Below are 26,562 nucleotides of genomic sequence, written 5' to 3' on the forward strand. Positions count from 1 at the left end.
ACGAGCCTCGACGCCTCACGAGGCGGGTGCCCGGGTGCGCGAGACCTCGTTGGCGGAGCGGAGCACGGGGGTGCGGACCAGCGCGTCGGCCAGGTCGGTGCGCGTCGAGCGGACGTGCACCGTCGTGGAGGCGCCGGCCGGGAGGGTCACCAGCGACTCGTCGACGCAGGCGTCGGGGTCTGCGCGGTCCGCCAGCAGCGTCACGTCGCGGGCCAGCGACGTCGCGGTCAGCGTCACCAGGTACCCGTCGGCCACCCGCTCGACGCTCGTGCGGACCGGGGAGGGCGCGAGGTCGAGCTCGACGTCGTCCGACCACGTGTGTGCGGTCCGGACGTCGCCCAGCTCGGCGACGAGGACCTCGCCGCGCGGGTCGACCGGGGTGCGCAGGTCGACCGGCAGGTCGAGGGTCTCGACCGAGCGGGCCGGTGCGTCGAGCACCAAGACGGCCTCGGCCAGGACGGTTCCGTCGAACCGTTCGCGCCGCACCGCGACCGGGCCGACCCACCGCTCGTCGGAGTCGTTGACGGCAGCCAGCACCTCGAGCTCGTCGCGCACCTGCACGGTCAGGATCCGGTCGGCGAAGGAGGCGCGCAACGCGTGCCACAGCGGCTTGCGACGCTCGTCGCCGTCCACCGCGGCCCACGACGTGACGGGCCAGCAGTCATTGAGCTGCCAGACGATCGCGCCGGCCGTGCGCGGCCACCACGAGCGGTAGTGGGTCACGGCGTGGGCGACCGCGCGAGCCTGGTTGAGCTGGGTGGCCCAGTGCCAGTCGGAGAAGTCAGCAGGCACGCCGAGGTGGGGGGCCATGCCGCGGTCGAGCTTTTCCGTTGCCGTCGTCGGCCTTCTGGTGCAGCAGGAAGACGGTGTCCTCCTTCTCGAGCGGCGCGCCGTCGGCGTTGCGGACCGCGCGCTCCAGCGTCGACCAGGCGGGCGGCCCCTGGAAGCCGAACTCGGAGCAGAAGCGGGGGATGTCCGCGCGGTAGGCGGTGTAGTCGACGCGGTTCCACACCTCCCACTCGTGGTGCGTGCCGTGGTCCGGGTCGTTCGGGTGGACGCCCGCCGGGGACGACGGGCTGCCCGGGGTGTAGGGCCGCGTGGGGTCAGCTCCGCGACGATCGACGGGAACAGGTCGTGGTAGTAGCCGGCACCCCAGGAACGGCCCTCGAGCGAGTCCTGCCAGCCCCAGTCCTCGAAGCCCCAGAGGTTCTCGTTGCCGCCGTTCCAGATCACGAGCGACGGGTGGGCACTCAGGCGGGTGACGTGCTCGCGGGCCTCGGCCTCGAACTCGCTGCGGTGGGGCTCCTCCTCGGGGTAGGCCGCGCAGGCGAGCGGGAAGTCCTGCCAGACCATGATCCCGGCCTCGTCGCAGACGTCGTAGAAGTCCTCGGACTCGTACACGCCTCCGCCCCAGACGCGCAGGAGGTTGAGGTGGGCCCCGACGGCCTGGTCGATCCGGCGGTTCAGGCGCTCGCGGGTGATGCGGGTGAGCAGGTGGTCGTCGGGGATCCAGTTGGCGCCGCGCACGAACACGGGCTTGCCGTTGATCCGGAGCACGAACGCCGAGCCGTGCTCGTCGGCCGATGTGTCCAGGTCGACGGTGCGCAGGCCGATGCGGCGGTGCCAGCCGTCGAGCCGCTCGCCGGCGACGGTCAGCTCGACGTCGGTCTCGTACAGCGGCTGCGCGCCGTGGCCGACCGGCCACCAGAGCGCGGCGTCGGGGATCGTCACGTCGAGGACGGCCGAGGTCGCGCCCGCCGCGAGCGCGCCGGTCGCGACGACGTCGCCGACGCGGACGCGCAGGTCCACCGGCAGCTCGTCGAGACCCGAACGTTCGACGTCCACGTGCACCGCGACGCGCGCCGTCGACCCGGCGACGGTCACCAGCGGCCGGACCGAGGCGATGCGCGCGGTCCGCCACCGCTGGATCGACGCGGGCTTCCACAGGCCCGCCGTCTGCAGGTCAGGGCCCCAGTCCCAGCCGAAGCTGCAGGCCATCTTGCGGACCATGTTCAGCGGGGCGGGGTAGGCGCCGGGGCGGCCTCCGATCCGCAGGGCCTCCTGCTCGGCGTGGGTCAGGGCGGAGGCGAGGTCGACGACGAGGTCGGTCTCGCCGGTGGCCAGCGCGCGCACGTCGAACCGGTCGCTGCGGTGCATGTTCGCGGTGCGGGCGACCTCGACACCGCCGAGCGTGATCGTCGCGACCGTGTCCAGACCCTCGAGCACGAGGTCCACGCGCTCGTCGTCGGCGGCGGGCTCGATCGCCAGCGGGCGCTCGTAGCGCCAGTCGACCCGGTGCATCCACGCGAGCTCCGTCTCGGCGAGATCCACGTACGGGTCGACGATCAGGCCCGCGGTCAGCAGGTCGGTGTGCACCGTGCCGGGCACGTGCGCGGGCACGACCTGGCCGGCGATGCTCTCGGGCACGGGACCGGACACCGCGCGCAGCGTCCAGCCCTGGTCGAGGGTGGTGATGACCATGAAGAAGGCTCCTAGAGGGTTACTTGACCGCGCCCGCGGACAGGCCGTTGTAGATGAACCGCTGCAGCAGCAGGAAGACGACCAGCGTCGGGACGATCACGATGATCGCGCCGGCCGACAGCACCTCCCACTGGGTGCCGAACGGTCCTTTGAACCGGAAGAGGGACGTGGACACGACGCCGAGCTGCTGCGACGGCATGTAGAGGAACGGGATGTAGAACTCGTTGTAGATCGCGATGCCCTTGATGATCACGACGGTGGCGATCGCGGGCTTCAGCAACGGGAAGATCACCCGGCGGTAGATGGTGAAGTGGTTGGCGCCGTCGAGCGTGGCAGCCTCGTCGAGCGACACCGGGATCGAGCGCATGAACTGCACGAAGATGTAGATCGAGACGATGTCGGTGCCCATGAACAGCGCGATCGGGGCGAGCCGCGTGTTGTAGAGGCCGAGGGTGTTGACCACCTGGAAGGTGGCCACCTGGGTGGTCACGGCCGGCACCAGCGTCGCGAGCAGGAACAGCGCGACGATGGCCTTCTTGAACCGGAACTCGAAGCGGTCGATCGCGTACGCCGCCATGGTCCCGATGACGATCGTCCCGGCCACCGAGACGACGAGGATGATCGTGGTGTTCAGGAACGCGGTGGCCATGTGCGCCTTGGTGAACGCTTCGCCGAAGTTGGCGAACGTGACGTGCTTGGGAAACGCCAGCGGACTGCTCGTCGCGTAGTCCTGGGCCGTCTTCAGGGACGTCAGCAGGATGACGACCAGGGGGATGAGCGCGGCCGCACAGGCCAGCACGAGGCTGGTGTACTTGCCGGTCCCGGCGAGCGCCGCCTTCATGTCAGGTCCACCTTGTCGTCGGGCACCAGCACGCGTTGCAGCCAGGTGATCAGCAGGATGAGGACCAGCAGGATCACCGCCATGGCCGAGGCGAGACCGACCTTGTTGAAGTTGAACGCCGTCTTGATCGTCTGGATGACGAAGGTGGCCGACCCGTTGGCGCCGTCGAGCATGACGAACGGGATCTCGAAGACCCCGAGGCTGCCCGCGATCGCGAGGATGAACGACAGGCTGATGATCGGCTTGATGCCCGGCGCGATGATGTGCCGGAACATGTGCCAGCGGTTGGCGCCGTCCAGCTCGGCCGCCTCGTAGATGCCGCTCGGGATCGACTGGATCGCCCCGAGGAAGAGCACGAAGTTCAGGCCCAGGTACCGCCAGACCGACGTGCTGGCCAGCGAGTAGTTGACGAGGTGCGGGTTGCCGAGCCACTGCGGCGTCGAGCCGATCCCCACCGCGTTCAGGAGCGAGTCGAGCGTGCCGCCCGGGCGGAAGAAGTACAGGAACACGAACGAGACAGCGACGCCGTTGATCAGGTTGGGGAAGAAGATGATCCCCTTGAACAGGCTCTTGAACCGGGTGCTGAAGCTCAGGATCGTCGCGAAGTACAGCGCCAGCGCGATCTGCACGACCGAGGCGACGATGTAGTAGAGGCTGACGACGAAGACCTTGAACAGCTCGGGCCGCGTGAAGAACTCGACGTAGTTGTGCAGCCCGACGAAGTTCTTCGTGGTGCTGAGGCCGTTCCAGTCGGTGACCGAGTACCAGAACATGTTCAGCACGGGGATGTACGTGAACACGACCAGGAAGAGGATCGGCGTGATCAGGAACAGCCACGGCGTGATCCGCCAGCCGTGCGACGTCTGCTTGGCCGGCCGTTCCTGACGCAGCGTGAGGCGCGGACGCCGGGATGTCGTCGGCGGGGGTGCGTCGACCACCGGGCTCGTACCGGTCATGGGGACTCCTCGGGTGGGGCGAGCGGACGGAGGGCCGGGCGGCGCGAGGGGACGCGCCGCCCGGCGGTTCTCAGCTGGCGCTGGCCCACTTCGAGTCGAGCTGCTGGAAGATCTGGTCCTTGTTCTGCCCCGAGGCCCCGCGGGCGGCGTCGATGAGCTCGCGGTAGTAGTCCGGCTGGTCGATGCCGACCTCGCTGGCCTTGCTGCGGTCCGACAGCTCCGGCGACGGAGTCATCTCGAGGTACTGCACCCCGGTGGCCTCGAAGTCCTTGAGGTTGTCCGACGGGGGCGCGTCCTTGACGGTCGGCAGGCCGCCGGCCACCTGGTAGAAGCCCGAGTCGTCGATGAACCAGTCGAACCACGCACGCGCGGCGGCCTTGTGCTTCGAGTGGATGTTGATCGCGAGCTGACGGTCGCCGCCCACCGGGGAGTGCAAGCTTGCCGTCGACCTCGACCGGCGCCGGCATGAAGCCGATGTCGGCCGGGTCGGTGCCCGCGGTCTTGGCGGCGTCCTGCATCTGCGGGACCGCCCAGGAGCCGAGCACCATGGTGCCGATCTTGCCGGTGGCCAGGAGGTTCTTGGAGTCCTCCCAGTTCGTCGTCGTCGGGTCGGCCTCGATCAGGCCGGCGGCTGCGACGTCGTAGAGCAGCGAGTCGACCTCGTACTTCTCCTGGCCCTTGGTCCACGGCGCGTCGTCCTTGGCCATCTTGACCAGCGCGTCCTTGTCGCCCGTGTAGGCCCCCATGAGGCCCTGCGGCCAGGTGAGCGGCCAGCCGTCCTTGTAGTTGGTGTAGAGCGGCACGGCGTCGGTCGTGGCCTTGATCGCCTTGAGGTCGGTCATGAACTCGTCGGTCGACGTCGGCTCGGCGGTGATGCCCGCGTCACGGAAGACCTTCTTGTTGTAGACGATCCCGTTCGCGTTGCCGAACGTGGCGAGAGCGTAGACCTTGCCGCCGTTGGCCTGCTCGTTGACGAAGCGGTACTTGGTGCCCAGCTGGTCGGTGGTGCCCAGCGGCTCGAAGAACGAGGACAGGTCGGCGTTCGCGACACCCGTCGGCAGGATGAGGACGTCGCCGTAGTCGTCGGTGTTCATGCGGGTCTTGACCTCACCGTCGTAGTCGGTGATGGCCTCGAACGTGACCTTGACGTCGGGGTACTTGGCCTCGAACGTCTTCTTGTAGTCCGCGAACGTGGTGTCGACCAGGTCCGTCCGGTTGGTCAGGACGGTGATATCGCCGGACGGTGCGCCGCTGTCGGCGGACGAGGCGTCGGCGCTGCCGGACCCGCTCGAGCAGGCAGCAGTCAGGGCGATGAGCGAGGCAGCGGCCGTGGCGGCCAGGATCTGCCGGCGTCGGATGCGGGACATCGATGTTCCTCTCGACTGGACGGCACGTCGGCGTGCCGGCTCATGGGGGAGGTGCGCCCGGGGGTTCGGCGCTGCTCCTTGCGACATTCTTAGATAGATGAATAAAGTAAGTCAAGAGCGCGTGGCGAAACCGATGTCCGCGCCTCGACAACTACCGTGGGGCGCGTGTCGCGACCCGGGGTCAGAGGAGGATCCTTGAGCCACCCCGCGTCCGTGGGCGCACCGCACGCCACCAGTCGCGCCGCGCTGCTCGACGTCATCCGCGCCGCCGGGCAGATCAGCAGGGTGGATCTCGCTCGGGAGACCGGCCTCACGGGAGCGACCGTGTCCACCGTGGTCCGTCGTCTGATCGACGACGGACTCGTGACGGAGGTCGGCCGAGCTGAGTCGACGGGCGGGAAGCCCGCCGTGCTCCTCTCGCTGCAGCCGGAGGCGCGGTACGCCGTCGGAGTGCACCTCGACCACGGGGGGATCACCTACGTCATCGCCGATCTCGGCGGAGCCGTGGTCAGCCGGTGGCGTCGCCCTGGGGCGGGCGCCGACGCGCCCGGCGCGGTGGTCGAACGCGTCGCGTCCGAGCTGCGCACGCTGGTGTCGCAGGCGGGCATCGAACCTGACCGCATCCTCGGCCTCGGCGTCGTGTCGCCGGGCCCGATCACGCAGGCCACCGGAGTCGCACTGACGCCGCCGGTCATGCAGGCGTGGACGGACTTCCCGCTCGCCGACGCGTTGCAGGCGGCGACGGGTCTGCCGGCACTGCTCGAGAACGACGCGACGGCGGCCGCAGTCGGCGAGTACTGGGGCGGCCAGATCGAGGCGTCGAGCTGCTTCGCCGCGCTCTACATGGGCACCGGCGTCGGGTCCGGGATCATCGCCAACGGTGACGTGTTCCGGGGGTCGAGCGGCAACACGGGCGAGATCGGCCACATCTGCCTCGACGTCGACGGTCCGCCGTGCTGGTGCGGCGGCGTCGGCTGCGTCGAGGTTCTGGCGGGGCCGGCGGCCGTCGTCTCCGAGGCGCGCGCCGCGGGTATCGATCTGCCCGGGGTGGGGATCGCCGAGGACTTCGCCGCGCTCTCGCGGGCGGCGATGCGCGAGGACGGACCGGCCCGCGACATCGTCCAGCGCTCGGCCCGCTACCTCGCCGTCGCGGCCCAGACGCTGGCCAACGTCCTCGACCTCGACCTGATCGTCCTGACGGGGCCGTCGTTCGCGATCGCAGGCTCGTTGTACGTCCCGGTCATCCGCGACCAGCTGGCCCGCACGTTCTTCGGGCGCGCGAGCCACGCCGTCGACGTCGTGATCTCCCCGCACGCTTCCGAAGCGGCCGCCATCGGTGGCGCCGCCCTGGTGCTCCAGAGCGAGCTCGCTCCCCGGCACTCCTTCCAGCGGGCAGCCGGCGCTCCGGCGCGGCTCGCCTGAACCACCCCTCGAGGAAGAGGACTTCTCCATGCCCATCTTCGACATCCGCGCGCACGGTGCTGTCGGCGACGGCCGCACCAACGACGTGGCCGCGATCCAGTCCGCGATCGACGCCTGTCACGCCGCGGGCGGCGGCACGGTGCTCGTCCCGGCGGGCGCGACGTTCCTCACCGGGTCGATGAGGCCAGGTCGAACGTCGAGCTGCACGTCGAGCGCGGCGCGACGCTGACGGGCAGCGGCGACCCCGCCGACTACACCGCCCGGCTCGAGGTCGGTGCCCTGTCCGCGGGCGTCGTGGACCAGGAGAACGACTCCGCGCTCATGCTCATCACGGCCCGGGACGCGACGAACATCGCGATCACCGGTGCCGGCACCATCAACGGCGCGGGTCGGCACTTCATCCGGGAGGACCTCGGCTCGATCTACCGCTGCCCGAACCAGCGCCCGTTCACGATCTTCCTCATCGGTGTCGAGCGCCTCGTCATCCGAGACGTGCGGATCGAGGACGCGGCGCTGTGGTGCGTGCGACTCTCGGGCTGCGAGGACGTGCTCGTCCACGGCGTCACCATCGACACCGACCTGAAGTACCCGAACGCCGACGGGATCGACCTGGACCGCTGCCGCCGCGTGCGGATCAGCGACTGCGAGATCTCGTCCGGCGACGACGCCATCTCGCTCAAGACCAGCGAGGAGTTCCCGGCCTACGGGATCACGTCGGACGTCGTGATCACCAACTGCACGCTGCAGTCCACGTCCAGCGCGGTGGTGGTCGGTGTCGACGCCGTCGCCGACATCCGCGACGTCATCGTCACGGGCTGCGTGATCCGCTCCTCGCACCGCGGGCTCGCCGTCAACCTCGGCCAGGAGGGCAGCTTCGAGAACATCCTGTTCTCCGACTGCATCGTCGAGACCCGGCACTTCGACCGCGGGTGGTGGGGGCACGGCGAGCCGATCTACGTCAACGTGGGTGCCTGGCACGACGTGGTCGGCCGCCTGAAGAACGTGCGGTTCCGCAACATCCTGGCGCGCTCGGAGAACGGCGCCTACATCGGCTCGGACGCCCCCGGGCTCATCGAGGGCGTCGTGCTCGACGGCGTGCGCATCGAGCTGGACCGCTGGTCGAGCTGGCCCGCCGGCGAGTACGACCGCCGCCCAGCTCGAACGGCCCCGAGGTCTACGCGCACCCGACCTCGGGCATCCACATCGACACTGCGACCGATGTGACCCTGCGCGGTTGCGAGGTCGTGTGGGCCGGTTCCGACGAGCACTTCGCGCACGCGGTCGAGGCGATCGACGTCGACGGACTGGTGATCGAGGGTCTGCGGGGCGCGGCCGCCCGACCCGGGCTCGACGCCGTCGCCATCAGACGGCGCGAGCCCGGTGAGGTGCGCCACCCCGTCGCCGTGCCCGTGCCGCTCATGATCCCGGCCGACCGATGAGCGGCCTGGACGCGCCGATCTGCGGCATGACCTGGGGCTGGACCGGCGTGCGGGGCACGTGGCTCACCGCGCAGGCGTCCGCCTCGATGGACGCGATGACCGAGCTCGGTGTGAACTGGGTGACGCTCGCGTACGCCGCCGTGCAGGCGACGGCCCAGTCGACGGTCGTCCCGTTCGCCGACGGGCCCACCGTCACCGACGACGAGATCCGCGGCGCGGTGGCGGCCGCCCGCGAGCGCGGGCTGAAGGTCTGCCTCAAGCCCGTCGTCAACGTCGCCGACGGCACGTGGCGCGCGTACATCGGCTTCTTCGACGTCGACGTGCCGGGCGAGCCGTCGTGGTCGCAGTGGTTCGCGGCGTACGGCGAGTTCGTGCTGCACCACGCCCGGCTGGCGGCCGAGCTCGGCGTCGAGATGTTCTGCATCGGGTGCGAGATGGTGCGGGCCGACGGTCAGGAGGCGCACTGGCGCGCGCTGGTCGCCCAGGTGCGCGAGGTGTACGAGGGGCTGGTCACGTACAACTGCGACAAGTACCAGGAGGACCGTCTGACCTGGTGGGACGCGGTCGACGTGATCTCGGCGAGCGGCTACTACCCGACCGGCACCTGGCCCGAGCACCTCGACCGCATCGAGGCCGTGGTGCGTCGCGAGGGCAAGCCGTTCTGCTTCATCGAGGCCGGCTGCCCGAGCCGTGAGGGCTCACCCGCGAGACCGAACGACTGGTCGCTCGTCGGTGCGCCGAGCGAGCGGGCGCAGGCCGACTACCTCGACGAGATGCTGACGGCGTGCGCCGAACGCCCCTGGGTGGGCGGGTTCATGCTCTGGGACTGGCCTGCGGACCTGTACGACCGCTCCGAGGCGTCGACGAACGACGACTACTGCATGTACGGGAAGTCCGGCGCCGACGTGGTTCGTCGGCACTACCTCTCGGCCCGCGGCTGGTCGGACGTCAGCCGTTCCAGCCCGGCGACCGCGATCGGCAGCCAGGCCGGGCGGTTGCGCGACTCGTAGACGGCCTCGTACAGGGTCTTGTCCAGCTCGAGCGCCCGGACCAGCGTGGCGTGGTGGTCCAGCCCGTAGCCGGCGAGGAGCCCGTCGCGCGCGTCGCTCGTCCAGGCGGCGGCGTCGTCACCGGTCAGGCCACCGACGGCAGCGGCGTAGTCGATCGAGCGGAGCAGGCCGGCGACGTCGCGCACGGCGAGATCGGGCCGCGTGCGCTGGTCCAGCGGCGCCAGGGGTTCGCCCTCGAAGTCGGTGATGAACCACGTCCCGTGCGAGCGCAGGACCTGACCGAGGTGCAGGTCGCCGTGCACGCGCTGGCGGGGCGGGGCCGACGGGAGGGCGCGGACCTCGGCGACGACGGCCGCGACCCCGTCGGCGAACCGCGCGAGGGACGGCACCGCGGACAGGGCCCAGGAGAACCGGCCCTCGACGGCCCGCGCCACCTCGTCGACGGCCGAGGGAGCCACGCCGTACGACGACACGAGCGCCTCGTGCATGCCGAGGGTCACGGCGCCCAGGTCGGTCGCGGGGCCGGCGAACGACTCCCCACGGCCGGCGTAGGAGCAGGCCAGCTCGAACCCGTCCTCGGCGGCGTCGACGAAGGTGGCCAGCACCCCGAGGTAGCCCGGCTGGTCGGCGCCGGGCCAGGTGGCCTGTAGCCACGCCAACGGCGCCGGGACGTTGGGCCAGCCGACGGAGACCAGGTGCCGCGGCACGTCGACGTCCGGGTTCTCGCCCGGAGCGACCGCCCGCAGGACCTTGAGGATCCCGGTCCCCAGGATGACGGACGTGTTGGACTGCTCGCCGCTGATCATCCGGGCCGTGGCGACGTCCGCAACGATCCCCGGGCCGTCCGCCGCGGCGAGCCACGCACGCAGGAAGGAGGGGTGGGCGGCACCGTCGCACACGGGACGACCGTCGAACGTGCCGATCACCTCGGAGCCGGTACCGAAGACCAGCGGGACCTGCAGCACCACGTCGATCGACCCCGCGTGCACGCGGACCAGCAGGATGCGCACGTCGTCGGCAAGATCGATCCCGCCCACCACCGACAGGTCCGCCGTGACGCCCTTGGCCGGGTACCACCGCTTGCTCGGCATCCAGTCGCGCACGACCTCGAGGAGGCGTGCGTCGTCGGGATCCGTGCGGGCGGTCACCGTCACGGGGTGGTCAGCCTTCCAGCCAGTAGAAGTCCCGGGAGCCGAGCGTGAAGGTGCTGCCGCCGTCCGCGCTGACGCCCGGGAAGTCGGCCCCTCCGAACACGTCGTGCATCGCCCAGCCCGCATGATCGGGCAGGCGGACCGTGGCCGAGCGCGCGGTCGCGGCCATGTTGGCGACGACGAGCACGATCTCCGACGGCGTCTGGCGCAAGAAGGCGAGCACCGAGTCGTTGTCGCTGCTCAGGACCTCGAAGTCGCCGGCGCCCAGGGCCGGGTGCTGGCGCCGGACGCTGAGCATGCCGCGCACCCAGTGCAGCAACGAGGTGGGCTGGGCGAGCTGCGCCTCGACGTTGGTGTGGCCGTAGTGGTGCACGAGCGACTGCACCAGCGGGAGGTACAGCTTGCCCGGGTCGGCCGTGGAGAAGCCCGCGTTGCGGTCCGGCGTCCACTGCATCGGCGTGCGGACCGAGTCGCGGTCGGGCAGCCAGATGTTGTCGCCCATGCCGATCTCGTCGCCGTAGTACAGGCACGGGCTGCCTGGGAGCGACAGCAGCAGCGCGTGCGCGAGCTCGATCTCCTTGCGCGAGTTGTCGAGCAGGGGAGCCAGGCGCCGGCGGATCCCCACGTTGGCGCGCATCCGGGAGTCCGGCGCGTACCACCCGTACATCGAGGCGCGCTCCTCGGTGGACACCATCTCGAGGGTCAGCTCGTCGTGGTTGCGCAGGAAGGTGCTCCACTGCGCACCGTTCTTCGGGATCGGCGGCGTGTCGGCCAGGATGTCGATGATCTGCGTGGCCCGCTGGTCGCGGATCCCGTAGTAGATGCGCGGCATCACGGGGAAGTGGAAGCACATGTGGCACTCGGGCTCGTCCTGCGTGCCGAAGTAGTGCACCACGTCCTCGGGCCACTGGTTGGCCTCGGCCAGCATGATCCGGCCCGGGAACTCGTCGTCGATCATCTTGCGGACCGTGCGCAGGAACGCGTGCGTCTCCGGGAGGTTCTCGCAGTTGGTGCCCTCCGCCTCGAACAGGTACGGGACGGCGTCGAGCCGGAACCCGTCCACACCGAGGCCCAGCCAGAACCGGCCGACGTCCATCATCGCCTCGACGACGCGAGGGTTCTCGAAGTTCAGGTCGGGCTGGTGGCTGAAGAACCGGTGCCAGAAGTACTGCCGACGCACCGGGTCGAAGGTCCAGTTGGAGGTCTCGGTGTCGACGAAGATGATCCGCGCGTCCTGGTAGCGGGTGTTGTCGTCGGACCAGACGTAGAAGTCGCCGTACGGGCCTTCGGGGTCGGAGCGGGACGCCTGGAACCACGGGTGCTGGTCGCTCGTGTGGTTCATGACGAGATCCACGACGATCCGCATGCCGCGGGAGTGGACCTGCTCGATCAGCTCGGTGAAGTCCGCCATCGAACCGTACTGGCCCGCGATCGCGGTGTAGTCGGCCACGTCGTAGCCGCCGTCGCGCAGCGGGCTCGGGTAGAACGGGGGCAGCCAGAGGCAGTCGATGCCGAGCCACTGCAGGTAGTCCAGGCGGTCGATCAGACCCCGCAGGTCGCCGCTGCCCTGACCGGAGGAGTCGGCGAACGTGCGGAGCATGACCTCGTAGAACACCGCGGTGCGGTACCACTGCGGATCGGGTGCGAGCCCCTGCGGATCGGTCGAGGGGACCGGCGGCTGGCGTCGGCCCGGCAGGGAGAGCTGCGCCGTGGTGGGCGCAGGCTCGTGGGCGTGCCGGCCGACGCCGGTCATGGCGACACCAGGCGGATGACGTGGGCGGCTCGAACGGCCGGGTCGAGCCGGACGAAGGCGGGCGACGACCACTCGTACGCGTCGTCGGACAGCACGTCGTGCGCGACGACCGGCCTGCCGTGCTCGAGGCCCAGAGCGCCGAGGTCCAGCTCGACCCAGCCCTCGCGGGCGTTGTACGTGTCCAGGTTGACGATGACGAGGATCGTGTCGTCGCGACCGGTCGGTGAGTGCTCCGCGGACAGGTGCCGGGAGAACGCGACGAGCGCGTCGTCGGACGTCGGGTGCAGGTGCAGGTTGCGCAGCTGCCGGAGCGCCGGGTGGTGGCGCCGGATCTCGTTCAGGCGGCCGAGCAGCACGTTGATGCCGATGCCGTCGGCGATGCCCCAGACGCGGGGCTTGAACTCGTACTTCTCGTTGTCGATCTGCTCCTCGACGCCCGGCCGCGGTACGTCCTCGACCAGCTCGTAGCCCGAGTAGATGCCCCACGTCGGGGCCCCGAGCGCCGCCAGGACCGCGCGCACGGCGAAGCCCCGCACGCCCGTGGCCTGCAGGTACGGCGGCAGGATGTCGTGCGTGGTGGGCCAGAGAGCTCGGCCGCATCCAGGAACCCTGCTCGCCGGAGACCTCGGCCAGGTACTCCGTCAGCTCGGCCTTCGTGTTGCGCCACGTGAAGTACGTGTACGACTGGTGGAAGCCGATCTTGGCCAGCGTCTGCATCATGGCGGGCCGGGTGAACGCCTCGGACAGGAAGATGACGTCGGGGTGGTCGGCCCGGACGGAGGCGAGGATCCGCTCCCAGAAGTCGAGCGGCTTGGTGTGCGGGTTGTCGACGCGGAACAGCGTCACGCCGTGGTCGATCCAGACCTGCAGGACCCGACGGATCTCGCGGTAGATGCCCTCGGGGTCGTTGTCGAAGTTCAGCGGGTAGATGTCCTGGTACTTCTTGGGCGGGTTCTCGGCGTAGGCGATCGTGCCGTCGGCGCGCGTGGTGAACCACTCGGGGTGCGTGGCGACCCAGGGGTGGTCCGGCGAGCACTGCAGCGCGACGTCGAGGGCGACCTCCATGCCGAGCGCGCGGGCGTCCGCGACGAACGCGTCGAAGTCGTAGAACGTCCCCAGCGACGGCTCGATCGCGTCGTGGCCGCCGTCCTTGGAGCCGATCGCGTACGGCGAGCCCGGGTCGCCCTGTTCGGCGTTCAACGCGTTGTTCCGGCCCTTGCGGTACGTGGTGCCGATGGGGTGCACCGGCGTCAGGTAGACGACGTCGAACCCCATCCCCGCGATCCGCGGCAGGTCGAGCGCGGCCGTGCGCAGCGTGCCCGACGTCCAGGTGCCGGTCTCGTAGTCGTACGTGGCGCCGGCCGAGCGCGGGAAGAACTCGTACCAGGAGCCGGCCAGCGCGAGCGGCCGGTCGACGACCAGGGGGTAGGAGGGGCTCGCGGTGACGGCGTCGCGGATCGGGTGCGCGTCGAGCGCGGCCCGCACCGCAGGGGACAGGCCGGCGGCCAGCCGGGAACCCGGGTTGTGCTCGTGGTCCCGCAGGCCCGCGACGGCCTCGGCGAGGACCCCGGCGATCCCCTTGCTCCCCTTGCGTCGGGCGGCCTTCTCCAGCAGCAGCGCCCCCTCGGTGAGCATCAGCTCGACGTCGACGCCCGCCTCGACCTTGATCGACGCGTCGTGGGCCCAGGTGCCGTAGGGGTCGGACCAGCCCTCCACGCGGAACGTCCAGGTGCCGGTGCTCGTCGGGACGACGCGGCCCTCGAGCCGGTCGAGACCCGGTGCGATGTCGACCATCCGAGCGCTCGCGCGGTCGACGCCGGACGGGTCGGTGAGCACGACCGTCGCACCGACGGCGTCGTGCCCCTCCCGGAACACGGTCGCTCGCACGGGAACCGCCTCGCCGACGACGGCCTTGGCCGGGAACCGCCCGGCTTCGGCGACGGGAGAGACGTCCACGACGGGGATGCGGCCGATGGTGGGGCTGACCGGGCCGAGAGATGTCGTCACCCTCCCGAACCTAGCCGTAGGTGCAGGTGGCGGGCATCTGGAGGCGGCATGTGGGATACGTGCCGCGGCATGCGCTCGGGCGGGGCCGGCGGGTCGTCGGGCTCAGCGCAGGTCGGCGCCCAGCGCGCGTCCCGTGGTTCGGCCCGTGAACAGGCAGCCGCCCAGGAAGGTGCCCTCCAGCGCGCGGTGACCGTGCACCCCGCCGCCGCCGAACCCCGAGGCCTCGCCCACCGCCCACAGCCCCGGCAGCACCTGGCCGTCGGGCCGCAGCACGCGGCCTTCGAGGTCGGTGTGGAGGCCGCCCAGGGTCTTGCGGGTGAGCACCGACAGCCGGACCGCGAGCAGGGGCCCGTGCGCCGGGTCGAGCAGGCGGTGCGGCTTGGCCACGCGGATGAGCCGGTCGACGACGAACCGGCGGGCCATGGCCGTCGCGACGACCTGAGGGTCCTTGCCCAGCCCGGTGGCGACCTGCTGGTCGCGGGCCTCGATGGTCGCGCTCAGCGCCTCGGCGTCGATGCGGGACGTGCCCGACAGGGCGTTCATCTTGGCGGCCAGCTCGGCGGGCGTGTCGGCCCAGAGGAACTCGTCGGACTTCTCGGCGAACGCCTCGACCGGTCCGACCGCCCCCGGCTTCACGCGCTCGAGCAGCAGGCGCAGGTCCTTGCCGGTCAGGTCCGGGTTCTGCTCGGAGCCGGACAGGGCGAACTCCGCGCCGAGGATCGTCCTGTCGAGCACGAACCACGAGTGGTCGTCGCCGCGCTCGGTGATGTGCTGGAGCGCGCCGAGGGAGTCGAAGCCCGGGAACAGGGGAGCGGGCAGCCGGTTGCCGTCCGCGTCGAGCCACAGGCTGCTCGGCCCGGCGAGGATGCGGATGCCGTGCTTGCTCCACACCGGCGAGTGGTTGGTGATGCCCTCGGGGTAGTGCCACATGCGGTCCTCGTGCACGACCGCGGCGCCGGACGACCGCGCAGCCTCGATGCCGGAGCCGTCCACGTGGTCGGGCACTCCGGACAGCATCCGCTCGGGCAGCCTCCCCGCGCTGCCCGGCCAGGTGGCGCGCACCAGCTCGTGGTTGGCGCCGATGCCGCCGGTCGCGATCACGACCGACGCGGCGTCCAGCGCGAAGGGGCGCACCACCGTCCGGCTGCTCGGCACCGCGCGGTCGACGCCGTCCGAGGCCAGCACGTCGCCGCGCACGCCGGTGACGACGCCGTCCGTGGTGACCAGCCCCGTCACGCGGTGCCGGAACCGCACGTCGACCCGACCCGCGCGCCGGGCGTCGAGCAGGGCGCGGACGAACGGTTCGAGGATCCCCGGGCCCGTGCCCCACGTGACGTGGAACCGCGGGACCGAGTTGCCGTGCCCGCCGGCCTCGTAGCCGCCCCGCTCGGCCCACTGCACCAGCGGGAACCACTTCACGCCCTGGCCGGCGAGCCAGGACCGCATCTCGCCGGCGGCGAACGACACGAACCCCTCGGCCCATGCCCGGCCCCACCGGTCGTCGTCGCCGAACTGGGCGGACCCGAGCCAGTCGGCCAGCGCAAGGTCGGCGGAGTCCTTGACGCCCAGACGGCGCTGCTCGGGGGAGTCCACCAGGAACAGGCCGCCGAACGACCAGAACGCCTGACCGCCGAGGCTCGCGGCGTTCTCGGCGTCGAGCAGCGTCACGTGCCGCCCGGCCGCGAGCAGCTCGGCGGTGGCCACGAGCCCGGCGAGGCCCGCGCCGACGACAACGACGGTGTTGGTCATGGGCGCCACCGTACGCGTCTGGACGCTTGTCCAGAAAGTCAGACGAGCGTGTACACCCGCATGCTCATGGGCTCGATGACGGAGGCCTCGCCGGGCTCGGCGTGCAGGCCGCCCTCGATCGCCACCGCGGACTCCTCGTTGGGGTGCTCCCAGACCGAGTCCCACGCCAGGCGCCACGTTCCGCCGTGGTCGTCGGCCAGCACGAGGTGCATCGCGTCGAGCGAGCCGTTGATGACCAGGAGCACGGTGTCGTGCTCGGGTGCCGGTGCGCTGCGCACCATCTGCAGCGTCCGGATCGATGGGTCGTGCCAGCGATCGTGGTCGAACGGGATGCCGAGCGCGTCGTACCAGGCCAGGTCCGGTCGCTTGCCCGGCCGGTCCGGCCGGCCCGAGTAGAACTCCTCGGTCCGCAGCGCCGGGTGGTCGCGGCGCAGGGCCAGGAGCCAGCGGGCGGTGGCGAGCATGTCCTTGCGCCACGGGGCCAGGTCCCAGCGCATCCAGGAGACCTCCGAGTCCTGGCAGTAGGCGTTGTTGTTGCCCTTCTGCGACCGACCCATCTCGTCGCCCGCGGTGATCATCGGCACACCGGCAGCGAGCACCAGGGTGGCGAACAGGTTGCGGATCGAGCGACGTCGCAGCGGCACGATGTCCGCGGCAGGCGACTCCCGGTCGACCGGGCCCTCGATGCCGTGGTTCCACGAGCGGTTGTCGTCGGAGCCGTCGCGGTTGTGCTCGCCGTTGGCGGCGTTGTGCTTGTGGTCGTAGGCGACCAGGTCGGCCATGGTGAAGCCGTCGTGCGCGGTGACGTAGTTGACCGACGAGACCGGGCCGCGGGTCAGCGGCGGGTCGCTGTGCCCGAACAGGTCGACCGACCCGGACAGGCGCGTGGCCAGGTCGCGCACGCGGTGGCCGGGCAGGCCGTGCGCCGCGCGGGCCGGGTCGGCCAGCCAGAACGAGCGCACCGCGTTGCGGAACCGGTCGTTCCACTCCCCGAACGGCTCGGGGAACTGCCCGGTCCGCCAGCCGCCGGGCCCCACGTCCCAGGGCTCGGCGATGAGCTTGAGCCCGTGCAGGCTCGGCTCGGTGGCCATGGCGACCAGGGCCGGATGGTCGGGGGCGTACCCGCTGCTGTCGCGGCCGAGGGTGACGGCCAGGTCGAAACGGAAGCCGTCCACGCCCACGACGTCCGCCCAGTAGCGCAGCGAGTCGAGCATCATCCGCACCACCTCGGGGCGGCGGAAGTCCAGCGTGTTGCCCGTGCCCGTCATGTCGTCCAGGGACGCCGGGGCACCGCCGTTGTGCAGGTAGTAGGCGGCGTTGTCCAGGCCGCGCCACGAGAGGTGCTGACCCGGCAGGCCGCCCTCGCACGTGTGGTTGTAGACCACGTCGAGCAGCACCTCGAGGCCCGCCGCGTGCAGCGTGTGGATCGCCGTGCGCAGCTCGTCGAGCACCGCCGCCGGGCCAGCCTCCTGCGCCGCGGCCGTGGCGAACGCGGCGTGCGGAGCGAAGAAGCCGAGCGAGCTGTAGCCCCAGTAGTTGGTCAGCCCCTTGTCGATCAGGTGCGGTTCGGAGGCGAACGCGTGGATGGGCAGCAGCTCGATCGCGGTGACGCCGAGCCCCAGCAGATGGTCGACGACGGACGGGTGCGCGAGGCCGGCGTACGTGCCACGCAACTCCGGCGGCAGCCGGTCGTTGAGCAGGGTCAGCCCGCGGACGTGGGCCTCGTAGACCACGGAGGTCGACCACGGCACCCAGGGTCGGTTGATCGTGGGGTCCGGGCTGGTCAGGTCCCGGGTGTCGACGACCACCGCGTGCGGGACGAAGCGCGCGGAGTCGATCGTGCTGGCGGGACCGTACGGGTCGCCCGCGAGGTCTTCGCCCACGACGTGCCCGTACGTCTCCCGCCCGTACCCGAGCTTCGCCCACCAGGCCGCGGGCGTACGGGTCGACCAGCAGCTTGGCGGAGTTGTACCGGTGGCCCGCCGCAGGCTCCCACGGGCCGTGCGCCCGGAACCCGTACCTCTGGCCGGCGCGCACGCCGGCCACGCTCGCGCTGAACACCCCGTGCACCGGTCCGGCCAGCCGCACGCGGCGCTCCTTCGACCCGTCGAACAGGCACAGGTCGACGGCGGTGGCGTGCGCGGCGTAGACGGCGACGTCCACCCCGTGGTCGGTCACGTGCACGCCGAGTCGCGGAGGGCGACGGCGTGGGGAGGTCGAGGTCACCCCGACATTGTGGGGGAACGTGCGCGCTGTCGTGCGACCGGCGTGTTTCCGGCAGGCGACACGGGCGTCGGTCGGGACCGCCGCGGCGGGTAACCTTCCGCGGGTGAGGATCGTCGTGTGCGTGAAGCATGTCCCGGACATCCAGTCGGAGCGGGCCATCGGCCCGGACCACCGTGTGGTGCGCGACGGGGGTGACGGCACCATCAACGAGCTCGACGAGAACGCCCTCGAGGCGGCCATCGCGCTGGTCGAGGCGTCGGGCGGTTCCGTCGTGGCGCTGACCGCGGGTCCCGCCGACGCCGCCGACGCGGTCCGGCGCGGCCTGCAGCTCGGCGCGCAGGAGGCCGTGCACGTGCTCGACGACGCGATCGGCGGCTCCGACGCCATCGGCACCGCACGCGTGCTGGCCGCCGCGATCTCGCACCTGGACGCGCAGGAGCCCGTCGACCTCGTGATCACGGGCATGGCCGGTCTCGACGCCCTGACGTCGCTGCTGCCGACGGCGATCGCCGAGCTGCTCGACCTGCCTGCGCTGCCGCTGGCCGCCGAGCTCACGATCGACGCCGATGCCCGCACCGTCCGCATCCGGCGCAACCTCGACCACTCGTCCGAGGTGCTGTCGGCCTCGCTGCCGGCCCTGGTCTCGGTCACCGACCAGGCCAACGACCCGCGCTACCCGGGCTTCAAGGGCATCATGGCCGCCCGCAAGATCCCCATCACGACGCTGACGCTCGCGGACCTGGACCTCGACGCCTCGCGCGTCGGCGCCGCCGGTGCCCGCACCGAGGTGCTCGAGGCCGCCGCCCGGCCGCCGCGCGAGAACCGCGTGCTGGTCAACGACACCGGCGACGCCGGCGTCCGGCTCGCCGCGTACCTCGTCGACAACCAGCTCGTCTGACCTTCCAGAACAGGACCTCTGCCGTGAACGCACCCGTGCTCGTCCTCCTCGACCACACCGAGGCCGGTGCCCTGCGCGCGCCCGTCCGCGAGCTGCTGACCCTCGCCCGCGACCTGGCCGGCCCGCAGGCCGTGCACGCGGCGTGGCCGCTGGACGGCGTGGAGCCGTCGGCCACCGTGATCGACGAGGTCGCCGCCCTGGGCGCGACGCACGTGCACCGGCTGTCCGCGGACGCCGACCTGCACCTCTCCGCCGTGCTGGCCGAGGCGCTCGCCTCGCTGCTCGACGCGACGGGCGCCGGGCTGCTGCTGCTCGAGTCGTCGTTCGAGAACAAGGAGGCCGCCGCGCGCCTGGCGATCTCCACCGGCGCGGGCGTCATCACGGACGCCGACACGCTGTCGCTGGTGGACGGCCGGTTCGTCGCCGCCAAGACCGTGTTCGCCGGCACCTGGACCACGTCGTGCGCGATCACCGCGCCCCTGGCGATCGTCACCGTGAAGCCGAACAGCGTGGTCGTCTCGACGATCACCGGTTCCGCGCCGGCGCTCGCCGAGCACGCCGTCGAGGTGACCGACCGGGCGCGTCGGGTCACGCTCGTCGAGCGGATCGTGCGGCCCGAGAGCGGACGCCCGGACCTGGGCAGCGCGAGCGTCGTGGTGGCCGGCGGCCGCGGCACGGAGGGCGACTTCTCGCTGGTCGAGGAGCTGGCCGACGTGATCGGCGGCGCCGTCGGCGCGACCCGCGTGGCCACCGACGAGGGGTGGATCGGGCACGACGCGCAGATCGGCCAGACCGGCGTGACGATCGCCCCGAAGCTCTACGTCGGCGTGGGCGTGTCCGGTGCCGTGCACCACCGCGGTGGCATGCAGGCCTCGGGCACGATCGTCGCCATCAACTCCGACCCCGACGCCCCGATCTTCGAGATCGCCGACTTCGGCATCGTCGGCGACCTGTTCACGGTCCTGCCGCAGGCCGTCGCCGAGATCCGTCGGCTCAAGGGCTGACCAGCGCCACCAGCGACCGGTCGGTGCGCTGACCGTAGAGCCGGCGACCGATCTGCTGCAGGGCGACGATGCCCTGCGGGTACGGGATCTGCCACCGCTCCTCCCCGGTCGAGCGTGCGTAGGCCGCGAGGGTGTCCGACTGCGACCATCCGACGACCACCCGGTCGCCGTCGGTCGTCATCAGGTCGGGGGACGTCGTCCCGCGTTGCCAGTGCCGGTGACCCGACCAGCCGTCCAGCGCGACGACGCCCGCGTACGTGGGGACGTAGAGCGTGCCGTCGAGCACGATCGCGTCGGCGTAGCTCGGGTGGATGTCGTCGGCGTGCCAGCGCGGTGCTCCCGTGCGGACGTCCCAGGCCTGCAGTCCCAGGCCGGTGGTGAACACGACGTCGGACAGGCTCCCGTCGTCGACGCCGACCCGGACGGGCATACCGGGGACGGTGACGTCGGACGTCGAGCTGGTGGTGACCACCGTCGTCGTCGCCCGGTAGTCGGCACCGTTCTGGAGCTGGAGCAGGCCGGTGCGGGACACGAACGACACGTTCGTCGACTCCGTGCCCAGGTCGCCCCGCACGAGACCGCCGTGCCGGTCGAGCAGCACCCGCGTGCCGAACGTCTCCACCGCGATGTCCGTCCCCGACCGGACCAGGCTCGTCGTCCTGCCGACCAGGCTGTCCGGCTCCGGGACGACCAGCGGGACGCGCGCGGTCCAGCGCTGCTCGCCCGTCGCGAGCGCGTAGGCGGCGACGAACAGCTGGGCCGAGTCACTGCCGGCGACGACGACGAGGTCCCGCTCCGGTGCCAGGACGGCCGAGCCCGTGACCGCCCAGTGGGCGGCGACCGAACCGTCCGCCGTGTCGACCACGTCGACGACGGTGGTCGTCGGGAGCGCCGTCGTGGCCTGGCTCGCGGCGGCGGACCCGAGCTGGGGGCTGACCCGGCTGTAGCCGTCGCTGACGAGGCAGACGACGTGGGCGGGTGCGGGGTCCTCGACCGGCGACGTGCAGGTGCTGTCGCCGTGGATCTCACCCGTCGAGGCGTCCACCGACAAGGGCGCCGACGGTCCGGCGAGGGTCGCCGTCCAGCGGCGGTCGCCGGTGCGGGTGCTCGTCGCCGACAGCTGCTGCGACCCGTCGTCGGCGATCTGCAGGACGGCGACCGTGTCGTCGTCGACCGCGCCCCGCCACATCACCGACCTCTGCGGCGGCTCCTCGCGCAGCACGCGGGGCGGGCTCGCGAGGTCGTCCACGACTCCGACGAGGTGCGCCGCAGCGGCGCGGTCATGGGCGTTGACCACCAGCTGGCCACCGACCAGGGCGACCAGCACGACGAATCCGGCCGTCGCGAGCAGCACGCGGGTGCGCCGACGATGGTTCCGCGGCTCGGACGCCGTCGGAGCGGGTGCCGGGTCGTCCAGCTCGACCTCGCGCATCGCCGCCATGAGCCGACCGTACGCGCGTCGGCCGACCGGGTGAACCGGCTGACGGCACTCGTTCGGCACCGCTACGGTGCGGGTCGATGTCGTCTCCAGGGGAGTCCCATGCTGCGTCTTGCGCCGTACCTGATCGAGCTCGCACTGCTCGTCTACTGCCTCATCGACTGCATCCAGACCGACTCGGTCCTGGTCCGAAACCTGCCCAAGACGTTCTGGGTCTTCCTCATCGTGTTCGTGCCCGTCGTCGGGTCGATCGCGTGGCTGGTCGCCGGGCGGCCGGAGCGGTCCTCGCGCGGCCCGAGCGTGCCGTGGCCGTCGACGCAGACCGCCGGGTTCCCCGAGTACGAGCGGCCGCGTCCCGGGTCGCCCGACGACGACCCGCAGTTCCTGGCCGGCGTGCGCGCCTCGGACGACAAGCACGAGCAGATGCTCCGCGAGTGGGAGCAGCAGCTGCGCGAGCGCGAGGCGCGGCTGAAGGAGGAGGACGAACCGTCCTAGGCCAGGTCCCTCAGCCAACGCAGCGTGGCCACCGCCTGCGCGGCCTGGAACCGGCGCAGGTTCGGGATCCCCAGCGGCGGCGGCTGCCGCGAGCTCCACGCGAAGTAGCCGGCCAGCCCCGCCAGGCCGGCGCGCAGGTCGTCGTCGGGCACGCCCTCGGACACCGCGTGGCCACGGAAGTTCGTCGCCGCGTCGCCGCCGCCCTGCAGGGCGACGCTCGGGAGCATGAACGCGAGGTCCAGCCACGGCGCGCCGACGCTCGCGTGCGGCCAGTCGATCAGCCAGACGCGATGGTCGTGGTCCGGGTCGATGAGCACGTTGTCGGCGCGCAGGTCGCCGTGCACGAGCGCGTCGCCGGAGCAGACGCGCAGCGCCTCCTGCTCCCACAGCACCAGCCGCTCGCGGTTGTCGAACGCCCACCGGCCCAGGTCGCCCGCCACCTCGGCGTACCGCTCCTGGTCCTGGTCGTCCAGCGCCGTCAGCCGACGCCAGCCCCGGAAGTCGTCGGCCAGCAGATCGTCCGTGCGGGGCAGCCGGTGGCCCGGCAGGGGCTCGGCGTCCGCCAGCGCGCCGAGCGCGTCGGCCACGGCCGCGAGGTCGGCGGGCTTCCAGGGGCTTCCGGGGAACGGCCGTGGATCACCTCGAAGCCCAGGATCACCCAGTCGTCGTCGTCGGAGAACCAGAGCAGCCGGGGCGCCGGCACCTGCGGCGGAAGGGCACGTGCGACGCGGATCTCGGCGCGGGCCAGGTCGGGGGAGACCGGGTTCTGCTCGCCGGAGACCGCCTTGACGAAGACGCCGCGTCCGTCGGCCAGCTCGAGCACCGCCGCGAACCCGGGGCTGAAGCCGCTGGTCGCGCTGATCTCGGCCGTGACCTGGGAGCCGGCGAGACTCCGCGATCCGGGTCCGGATGTGCCGCGGGAGGTCGCGCCAGTCCAGCCGCTGGCCGCTGAAGGCGAGCGGGAGGGCGATGACGTCGTCGGCACTCACGCGGCACATCCTGCCAGGTGATGTCGACACCCTGACGGGTGGTCCCACGCACTGGGTGTCCGACCGAGCGCCGCCCCGTTCGTAGACTGTGCGGGTGAGCGTGTATCTCGACCATGCGGCGACCACGCCCATGCTCCCCGAGGCCACGCGGGTGCTCGTCGAGCAGCTCGCGCTCACCGGCAACCCCTCGTCGCTGCACGCGTCCGGCCGGGCCGCGCGTCGCGTGGTCGAGGAGTCGCGCGAGCGCCTGGCGGCATCGTTGGGCGCGCGCCCGAGCGAGGTCCTGTTCACGGGCGGCGGGACCGAGGCCGACAACCTTGCCGTGAAGGGGCTGTTCTGGGCCCGTCGGACCCACGACCTGCGACGACGCCGGATCCTGGTGTCGGCCGTCGAGCACCACGCGGTCCTCGACCCGGCCTTCTGGATGGCCGAGCACGCGGGCGCCGAGAGCGTGCTCCTGCCGGTGGACTCCGACGGTGTGCTCGTGGTCGACGCCCTGGCGCAGGAGCTGTCGGAGCACGGTGACGAGGCCGCGCTCCTGTCCGTGATGTGGGCCAACAACGAGGTCGGTGCGCTGCAGCCGCTCGCCGACGTCGTCGCGCTCGCCCACCAGTACGGCGTGCCGGTGCACGCGGACGCGGTCCAGGCCGTCGGGCAGGTGCCCGTCGACTTCGGTGCGTCGGGGCTCGACGCGCTCACCCTGACCGGCCACAAGGTCGGGGGACCCGGCGGCGCCGGGGCGCTCCTCGCCCGGCGCGGGCTCGAGCTGACGCCCGTGCAGCACGGCGGCGGGCAGGAGCGCGGCGTGCGGTCCGGGACGCTCGACGCGGCCCTGCTCGCGTCCTTCTCGACGGCCGTCGTGGCTGCCGTCCAGGGCCGGGAGACTTTTGCGACGCGGGTCGGCGCGCTGCGCGACGCGCTGGTGGCCGGCGTCCTCGACTCGGTCCCGGGTGCCGTCCTGCGCGGTCCCCGGAACGGGCGCCTGCCCGCGAACGCGCACTTCACGTTCGGTGGCTGCGAGGGCGACTCGCTGCTGTACCTGCTCGACTCGGCGGGCGTCGAGGCGTCGACGGGGTCGGCCTGCCAGGCGGGCGTACCGCGTCCGAGCCACGTGCTGCTGGCCATGGGGGTCGACGAGATCGAGGCGCGCGGTGCGCTTCGGTTCAGCCTCGGGCACTCGTCGGTCGCGTCCGACGTGGAGACGCTGCTCACCGTGCTGCCCGCCGTGGTCGAGCGGGCGCGCGCGGCCGGCCTGGCGACGGTGTCCTGATGCGTGTCCTGGCGGCACTCTCCGGCGGCGTCGACTCCGCCGTGGCGGCGGCGCGCGCGGTCGACGCCGGGCACGACGTCGTCGGCGTGCACATGGCCCTGTCCCGCACCCGCGACCAGTTCCGCACCGGCTCCCGCGGCTGCTGCTCGATCGAGGACGCCGGTGACGCCCGGCGTGCCGCCGACGTGCTGGGCATCCCGTACTACGTGTGGGACCTGTCGGAGAAGTTCGAGCAGACGGTCGTCGCGGACTTCGTCGCCGAGTACGAGGCGGGCAGGACGCCCAACCCGTGCGTGCGGTGCAACGAGCACATCAAGTTCGCGACGCTGCTGGACAAGGCGGTGGCGCTGGGCTTCGACGCCGTGGCGACGGGGCACTACGCCCGGATCGTCGATCGTCCTGATGGTTCGCGCGAGCTGCACCGGTCGGCGGAAGCCGCCAAGGACCAGTCGTACGTGCTGGCCGTGATGGGCCCCGAGCGGCTGGCGCGCTCCCTGTTCCCCCTGGGCGACGTCGCGTCCAAGGAGGAGACCCGCCGCGACGCCGCCGCACGCGGGCTGTCGGTGTCCGCCAAGCCCGACTCCTACGACATCTGCTTCGTCGCCGACGGGGACACCCAGGGGTTCCTGCGCTCGCGGCTGGGGTCGCAGCCGGGGGAGATCGTCGACGAGGCCGGTGCGGTGCTCGGCACCCACGACGGCGCGTACGCCTACACCGTCGGGCAGCGGCGCGGGCTGTCGATCGGACGCCCCGCGCCCGACGGGAAGCCGCGGTACGTGCTCGCGGTCGAGCCCGTGCACAACCGCGTGGTCGTGGGGTCCGCCGGCGACCTGTCCGTCGACGTCGTGCAGGCGGACCGGGCGGTGTGGTTCGCCGCTCCGGGCGACTCCTTCGAGTGCGCGCTGCAGGTGCGGGCGCACGGCGCCGCCGTACCGGCGCGCGCCCGCGTCCTGCCCGACGGATCGGTCTCGGTGTCGGTCGACGGCGCGCTGCGCGGCGTCGCGCCCGGGCAGTCCGCGGTGCTCTACGACGGCACCCGCGTGCTCGGCCAGGCCACCGTGACGGCCGCCGTCCGGTCCGCCGTCGGCGCTGCTCGGTGAGCCGCCCGTCCGTCACGGGCACGGGACCGTGGCCCGGCACCGACGTGCTCGAGGCGCAGAGCGTGGTCGTCGGCGACCTGCTGGACACGCCGTCGGGCGAGGTGGACGGCCTGCCGTTCACGGTCACGCTGCCGGCGCGCGGGCCGTGGAGCGACCAGGTCGGGCGGGCGTCCGCGCTGCTGGCGGACCTGCCGACCGAGCTCGGCGCGCACGGCTGGAAGCTCGCCGCGCACCCCGGCGGCGACCTCGGACGCGCGCAGGCGTTCGTCCGAGAGGACGTCGATGCGCTCGCGGTGGCCGCGCACGGTTACGTCGGGCCGCTCGTCGTGCCGGTCCTCGGACCGCTCACGCTCGCCGCGTCGCTCTACCTGGCGCGCGGCGACCGGGTGATCTCCGACGCCGGCGCGGTCCGCGAGCTCGCCGCCTCGCTCACCGACGGGCTGGCCGCGCACCTCGGCGCACTGAGCCGCGCCGTCCCCGGGATCGTTCCGTCCGTGCTCCTGCACGAACCGCTGCTCGCGCAGGTGATGGCCGGGGTGCTGCCGTCGTTCTCCGGCTACTCGGCGCTGCGGTCGGTGCCCGGGCCGGTCGCGGCCGGGCACCTGACGTCCGTGGCGACCGGGCTGCGGGCCGCCGGCGCCGCCTCCGTGGTCGTGCACGGCGGCGCGGCGTGGTCGTCGCTGGGTGCGATCCGGGCGTCGGGTGCCGACGGGTTCGCCCTGGCCGTCACCGCGCTCGACGACCGGTCGTGGGAGCGGGTCGCCGAGGTGGTCGAGGGCGGGCTCGCGTTCTGGCCCGAGCTTGCCGCCGCAGGCGTCCTCCCAGTGCGCCGGCCCGGACGTCGCAGGGCAGGCCGACCTCCTGCTCCGGCCGTGGCGGTCCGTCGGGCTGCCGGCCGCGGCGTTGCGCGACGTGGTCCTGCTCGCCGGTGACGCCACGGGCGTCGGGTCGCCGGACGACGCCCGC

22 protein-coding genes and 2 pseudogenes are annotated in these 26,562 nt (G+C 72.1%); 11 read left to right on the plus strand and 13 right to left on the minus strand.

Annotation, left to right across the window (positions count from 1 at the left end; all coding sequences use genetic code 11):
* Nucleotides 1–15 precede the first annotated feature (15 nt).
* Genes AC38ZX_RS04910 through AC38ZX_RS04925 form a run of 4 tightly spaced genes read right to left on the minus strand, consistent with a single transcriptional unit; the run spans nucleotide 16 to nucleotide 5,645 of the window.
* Nucleotides 16–2,481, minus strand: a complete 2,466-nt coding sequence (locus AC38ZX_RS04910; protein ID WP_491296538.1) for a glycoside hydrolase family 2 protein — start codon at nucleotides 2,479–2,481, stop codon at nucleotides 16–18.
* Nucleotides 2,482–2,500: 19 nt separating this feature from the next.
* Nucleotides 2,501–3,322: a carbohydrate ABC transporter permease gene (locus AC38ZX_RS04915; RefSeq protein WP_491296539.1), complete on the minus strand. Its 822-nt coding sequence runs from the start codon at nucleotides 3,320–3,322 to the stop codon at nucleotides 2,501–2,503.
* Nucleotides 3,319–4,278, minus strand: a complete 960-nt coding sequence (locus tag AC38ZX_RS04920; RefSeq protein WP_491296540.1) for a carbohydrate ABC transporter permease — start codon at nucleotides 4,276–4,278, stop codon at nucleotides 3,319–3,321. The genes AC38ZX_RS04915 and AC38ZX_RS04920 overlap by 4 nt, the downstream gene beginning before the upstream one ends.
* Nucleotides 4,275–5,645, minus strand: a complete 1,371-nt coding sequence (locus AC38ZX_RS04925) for an ABC transporter substrate-binding protein (RefSeq protein ID WP_491296541.1) — start codon at nucleotides 5,643–5,645, stop codon at nucleotides 4,275–4,277. The genes AC38ZX_RS04920 and AC38ZX_RS04925 overlap by 4 nt, the downstream gene beginning before the upstream one ends.
* Nucleotides 5,646–5,840: 195 nt before the next feature.
* Here AC38ZX_RS04925 and AC38ZX_RS04930 point away from each other — a divergent pair, with 195 nt between their 5' ends.
* The 5 genes from AC38ZX_RS04930 (at nucleotide 5,841) to AC38ZX_RS04950 (ending at nucleotide 9,516) form a co-directional block, all read left to right on the plus strand.
* The gene (locus tag AC38ZX_RS04930; RefSeq protein ID WP_426594745.1) at nucleotides 5,841–7,067 is read left to right on the plus strand and encodes an ROK family transcriptional regulator; all 1,227 of its coding nucleotides are present in this window, start codon (nucleotides 5,841–5,843) and stop codon (nucleotides 7,065–7,067) included.
* Nucleotides 7,068–7,095: 28 nt separating this feature from the next.
* Nucleotides 7,096–7,296, plus strand: a complete 201-nt coding sequence (locus AC38ZX_RS04935; RefSeq protein ID WP_491296542.1) for a glycosyl hydrolase family 28-related protein — start codon at nucleotides 7,096–7,098, stop codon at nucleotides 7,294–7,296.
* Nucleotides 7,297–7,361: 65 nt separating this feature from the next.
* On the plus strand, nucleotides 7,362–8,291 hold the full coding sequence (locus tag AC38ZX_RS04940; protein WP_491296543.1) for a glycoside hydrolase family 28 protein: 930 nt from the start codon (nucleotides 7,362–7,364) through the stop codon (nucleotides 8,289–8,291).
* Nucleotides 8,288–8,506 carry a hypothetical protein gene (locus tag AC38ZX_RS04945; protein ID WP_491296544.1) on the plus strand — a complete coding sequence of 73 codons (219 nt, stop codon included), beginning with the start codon at nucleotides 8,288–8,290 and terminating at the stop codon, nucleotides 8,504–8,506. Before AC38ZX_RS04940 ends, AC38ZX_RS04945 begins: the two co-directional genes overlap by 4 nt.
* Nucleotides 8,503–9,516 (plus strand): glycoside hydrolase family 113, encoded by a 1,014-nt coding sequence (locus AC38ZX_RS04950; protein WP_491296545.1) that lies wholly within the window; start codon nucleotides 8,503–8,505, stop codon nucleotides 9,514–9,516. Before AC38ZX_RS04945 ends, AC38ZX_RS04950 begins: the two co-directional genes overlap by 4 nt.
* Here the strand turns inward: AC38ZX_RS04950 and AC38ZX_RS04955 are convergent.
* From AC38ZX_RS04955 to glgX, 6 genes and pseudogenes are all read right to left on the minus strand, one after another.
* Nucleotides 9,426–10,664, minus strand: coding sequence for a maltokinase N-terminal cap-like domain-containing protein (locus AC38ZX_RS04955; protein ID WP_491296546.1), 1,239 nt, complete (start codon nucleotides 10,662–10,664; stop codon nucleotides 9,426–9,428). The genes AC38ZX_RS04950 and AC38ZX_RS04955 overlap by 91 nt on opposite strands.
* A 13-nt stretch (nucleotides 10,665–10,677) precedes the next feature.
* Nucleotides 10,678–12,420: a maltose alpha-D-glucosyltransferase gene (gene treS / locus AC38ZX_RS04960; protein ID WP_491297302.1), complete on the minus strand. Its 1,743-nt coding sequence runs from the start codon at nucleotides 12,418–12,420 to the stop codon at nucleotides 10,678–10,680.
* Nucleotides 12,417–12,956 (minus strand): hypothetical protein, encoded by a 540-nt coding sequence (locus AC38ZX_RS04965; RefSeq protein WP_491297304.1) that lies wholly within the window; start codon nucleotides 12,954–12,956, stop codon nucleotides 12,417–12,419. Before AC38ZX_RS04965 ends, treS begins: the two co-directional genes overlap by 4 nt.
* 931 nt (nucleotides 12,957–13,887) lie before the next feature.
* Nucleotides 13,888–14,427, minus strand: a pseudogene (locus AC38ZX_RS04970) (maltotransferase domain-containing protein); the annotation flags it as partial.
* Nucleotides 14,428–14,529: 102 nt separating this feature from the next.
* Nucleotides 14,530–16,176: an FAD-binding dehydrogenase gene (locus AC38ZX_RS04975; protein WP_426594757.1), complete on the minus strand. Its 1,647-nt coding sequence runs from the start codon at nucleotides 16,174–16,176 to the stop codon at nucleotides 14,530–14,532.
* 38 nt (nucleotides 16,177–16,214) lie between these two features.
* Nucleotides 16,215–18,402: pseudogene (gene glgX / locus AC38ZX_RS04980) on the minus strand (glycogen debranching protein GlgX).
* Nucleotides 18,403–18,505: 103 nt separating this feature from the next.
* On the opposite strand from glgX, the gene AC38ZX_RS04985 reads away from it, so the two are divergent.
* Nucleotides 18,506–19,300: an electron transfer flavoprotein subunit beta/FixA family protein gene (locus tag AC38ZX_RS04985; RefSeq protein WP_426594759.1), complete on the plus strand. Its 795-nt coding sequence runs from the start codon at nucleotides 18,506–18,508 to the stop codon at nucleotides 19,298–19,300.
* A gap of 23 nt (nucleotides 19,301–19,323) precedes the next feature.
* A complete protein-coding gene (locus AC38ZX_RS04990) occupies nucleotides 19,324–20,304 on the plus strand; it encodes an electron transfer flavoprotein subunit alpha/FixB family protein (RefSeq protein WP_491296547.1) in 981 nt (326 codons plus the stop codon).
* Here the strand turns inward: AC38ZX_RS04990 and AC38ZX_RS04995 are convergent.
* Nucleotides 20,294–21,745: an outer membrane protein assembly factor BamB family protein gene (locus AC38ZX_RS04995; protein WP_491296548.1), complete on the minus strand. Its 1,452-nt coding sequence runs from the start codon at nucleotides 21,743–21,745 to the stop codon at nucleotides 20,294–20,296. The genes AC38ZX_RS04990 and AC38ZX_RS04995 overlap by 11 nt on opposite strands.
* Nucleotides 21,746–21,844: 99 nt before the next feature.
* Here AC38ZX_RS04995 and AC38ZX_RS05000 point away from each other — a divergent pair, with 99 nt between their 5' ends.
* Nucleotides 21,845–22,237, plus strand: a complete 393-nt coding sequence (locus tag AC38ZX_RS05000) for a PLD nuclease N-terminal domain-containing protein (RefSeq protein ID WP_491296549.1) — start codon at nucleotides 21,845–21,847, stop codon at nucleotides 22,235–22,237.
* On the opposite strand, the gene AC38ZX_RS05005 is transcribed toward AC38ZX_RS05000, so the two are convergent.
* Nucleotides 22,234–22,824 carry a phosphotransferase family protein gene (locus tag AC38ZX_RS05005; protein ID WP_491296550.1) on the minus strand — a complete coding sequence of 197 codons (591 nt, stop codon included), beginning with the start codon at nucleotides 22,822–22,824 and terminating at the stop codon, nucleotides 22,234–22,236. The two genes, AC38ZX_RS05000 and AC38ZX_RS05005, sit on opposite strands and share 4 nt — an antisense overlap.
* Entirely contained in the window at nucleotides 22,716–23,222 is a 507-nt protein-coding gene (locus tag AC38ZX_RS05010) for a hypothetical protein (protein WP_491296552.1), read from the minus strand. Before AC38ZX_RS05010 ends, AC38ZX_RS05005 begins: the two co-directional genes overlap by 109 nt.
* A gap of 98 nt (nucleotides 23,223–23,320) precedes the next feature.
* On the opposite strand from AC38ZX_RS05010, the gene AC38ZX_RS05015 reads away from it, so the two are divergent.
* Genes AC38ZX_RS05015 through AC38ZX_RS05025 form a run of 3 tightly spaced genes read left to right on the plus strand, consistent with a single transcriptional unit; the run spans nucleotide 23,321 to nucleotide 26,528 of the window.
* Nucleotides 23,321–24,496 (plus strand): cysteine desulfurase family protein, encoded by a 1,176-nt coding sequence (locus AC38ZX_RS05015; protein ID WP_491296553.1) that lies wholly within the window; start codon nucleotides 23,321–23,323, stop codon nucleotides 24,494–24,496.
* Entirely contained in the window at nucleotides 24,496–25,596 is a 1,101-nt protein-coding gene (gene mnmA / locus AC38ZX_RS05020) for a tRNA 2-thiouridine(34) synthase MnmA (protein WP_491296554.1), read from the plus strand. The genes AC38ZX_RS05015 and mnmA overlap by 1 nt, the downstream gene beginning before the upstream one ends.
* Nucleotides 25,593–26,528, plus strand: a complete 936-nt coding sequence (locus AC38ZX_RS05025; RefSeq protein WP_491296555.1) for a uroporphyrinogen decarboxylase/cobalamine-independent methonine synthase family protein — start codon at nucleotides 25,593–25,595, stop codon at nucleotides 26,526–26,528. Before mnmA ends, AC38ZX_RS05025 begins: the two co-directional genes overlap by 4 nt.
* The last annotated feature ends 34 nt before the right edge of the window (nucleotides 26,529–26,562 follow it).

The sequence above is a fragment of the Cellulomonas sp. McL0606 genome, assembly GCF_058248365.1.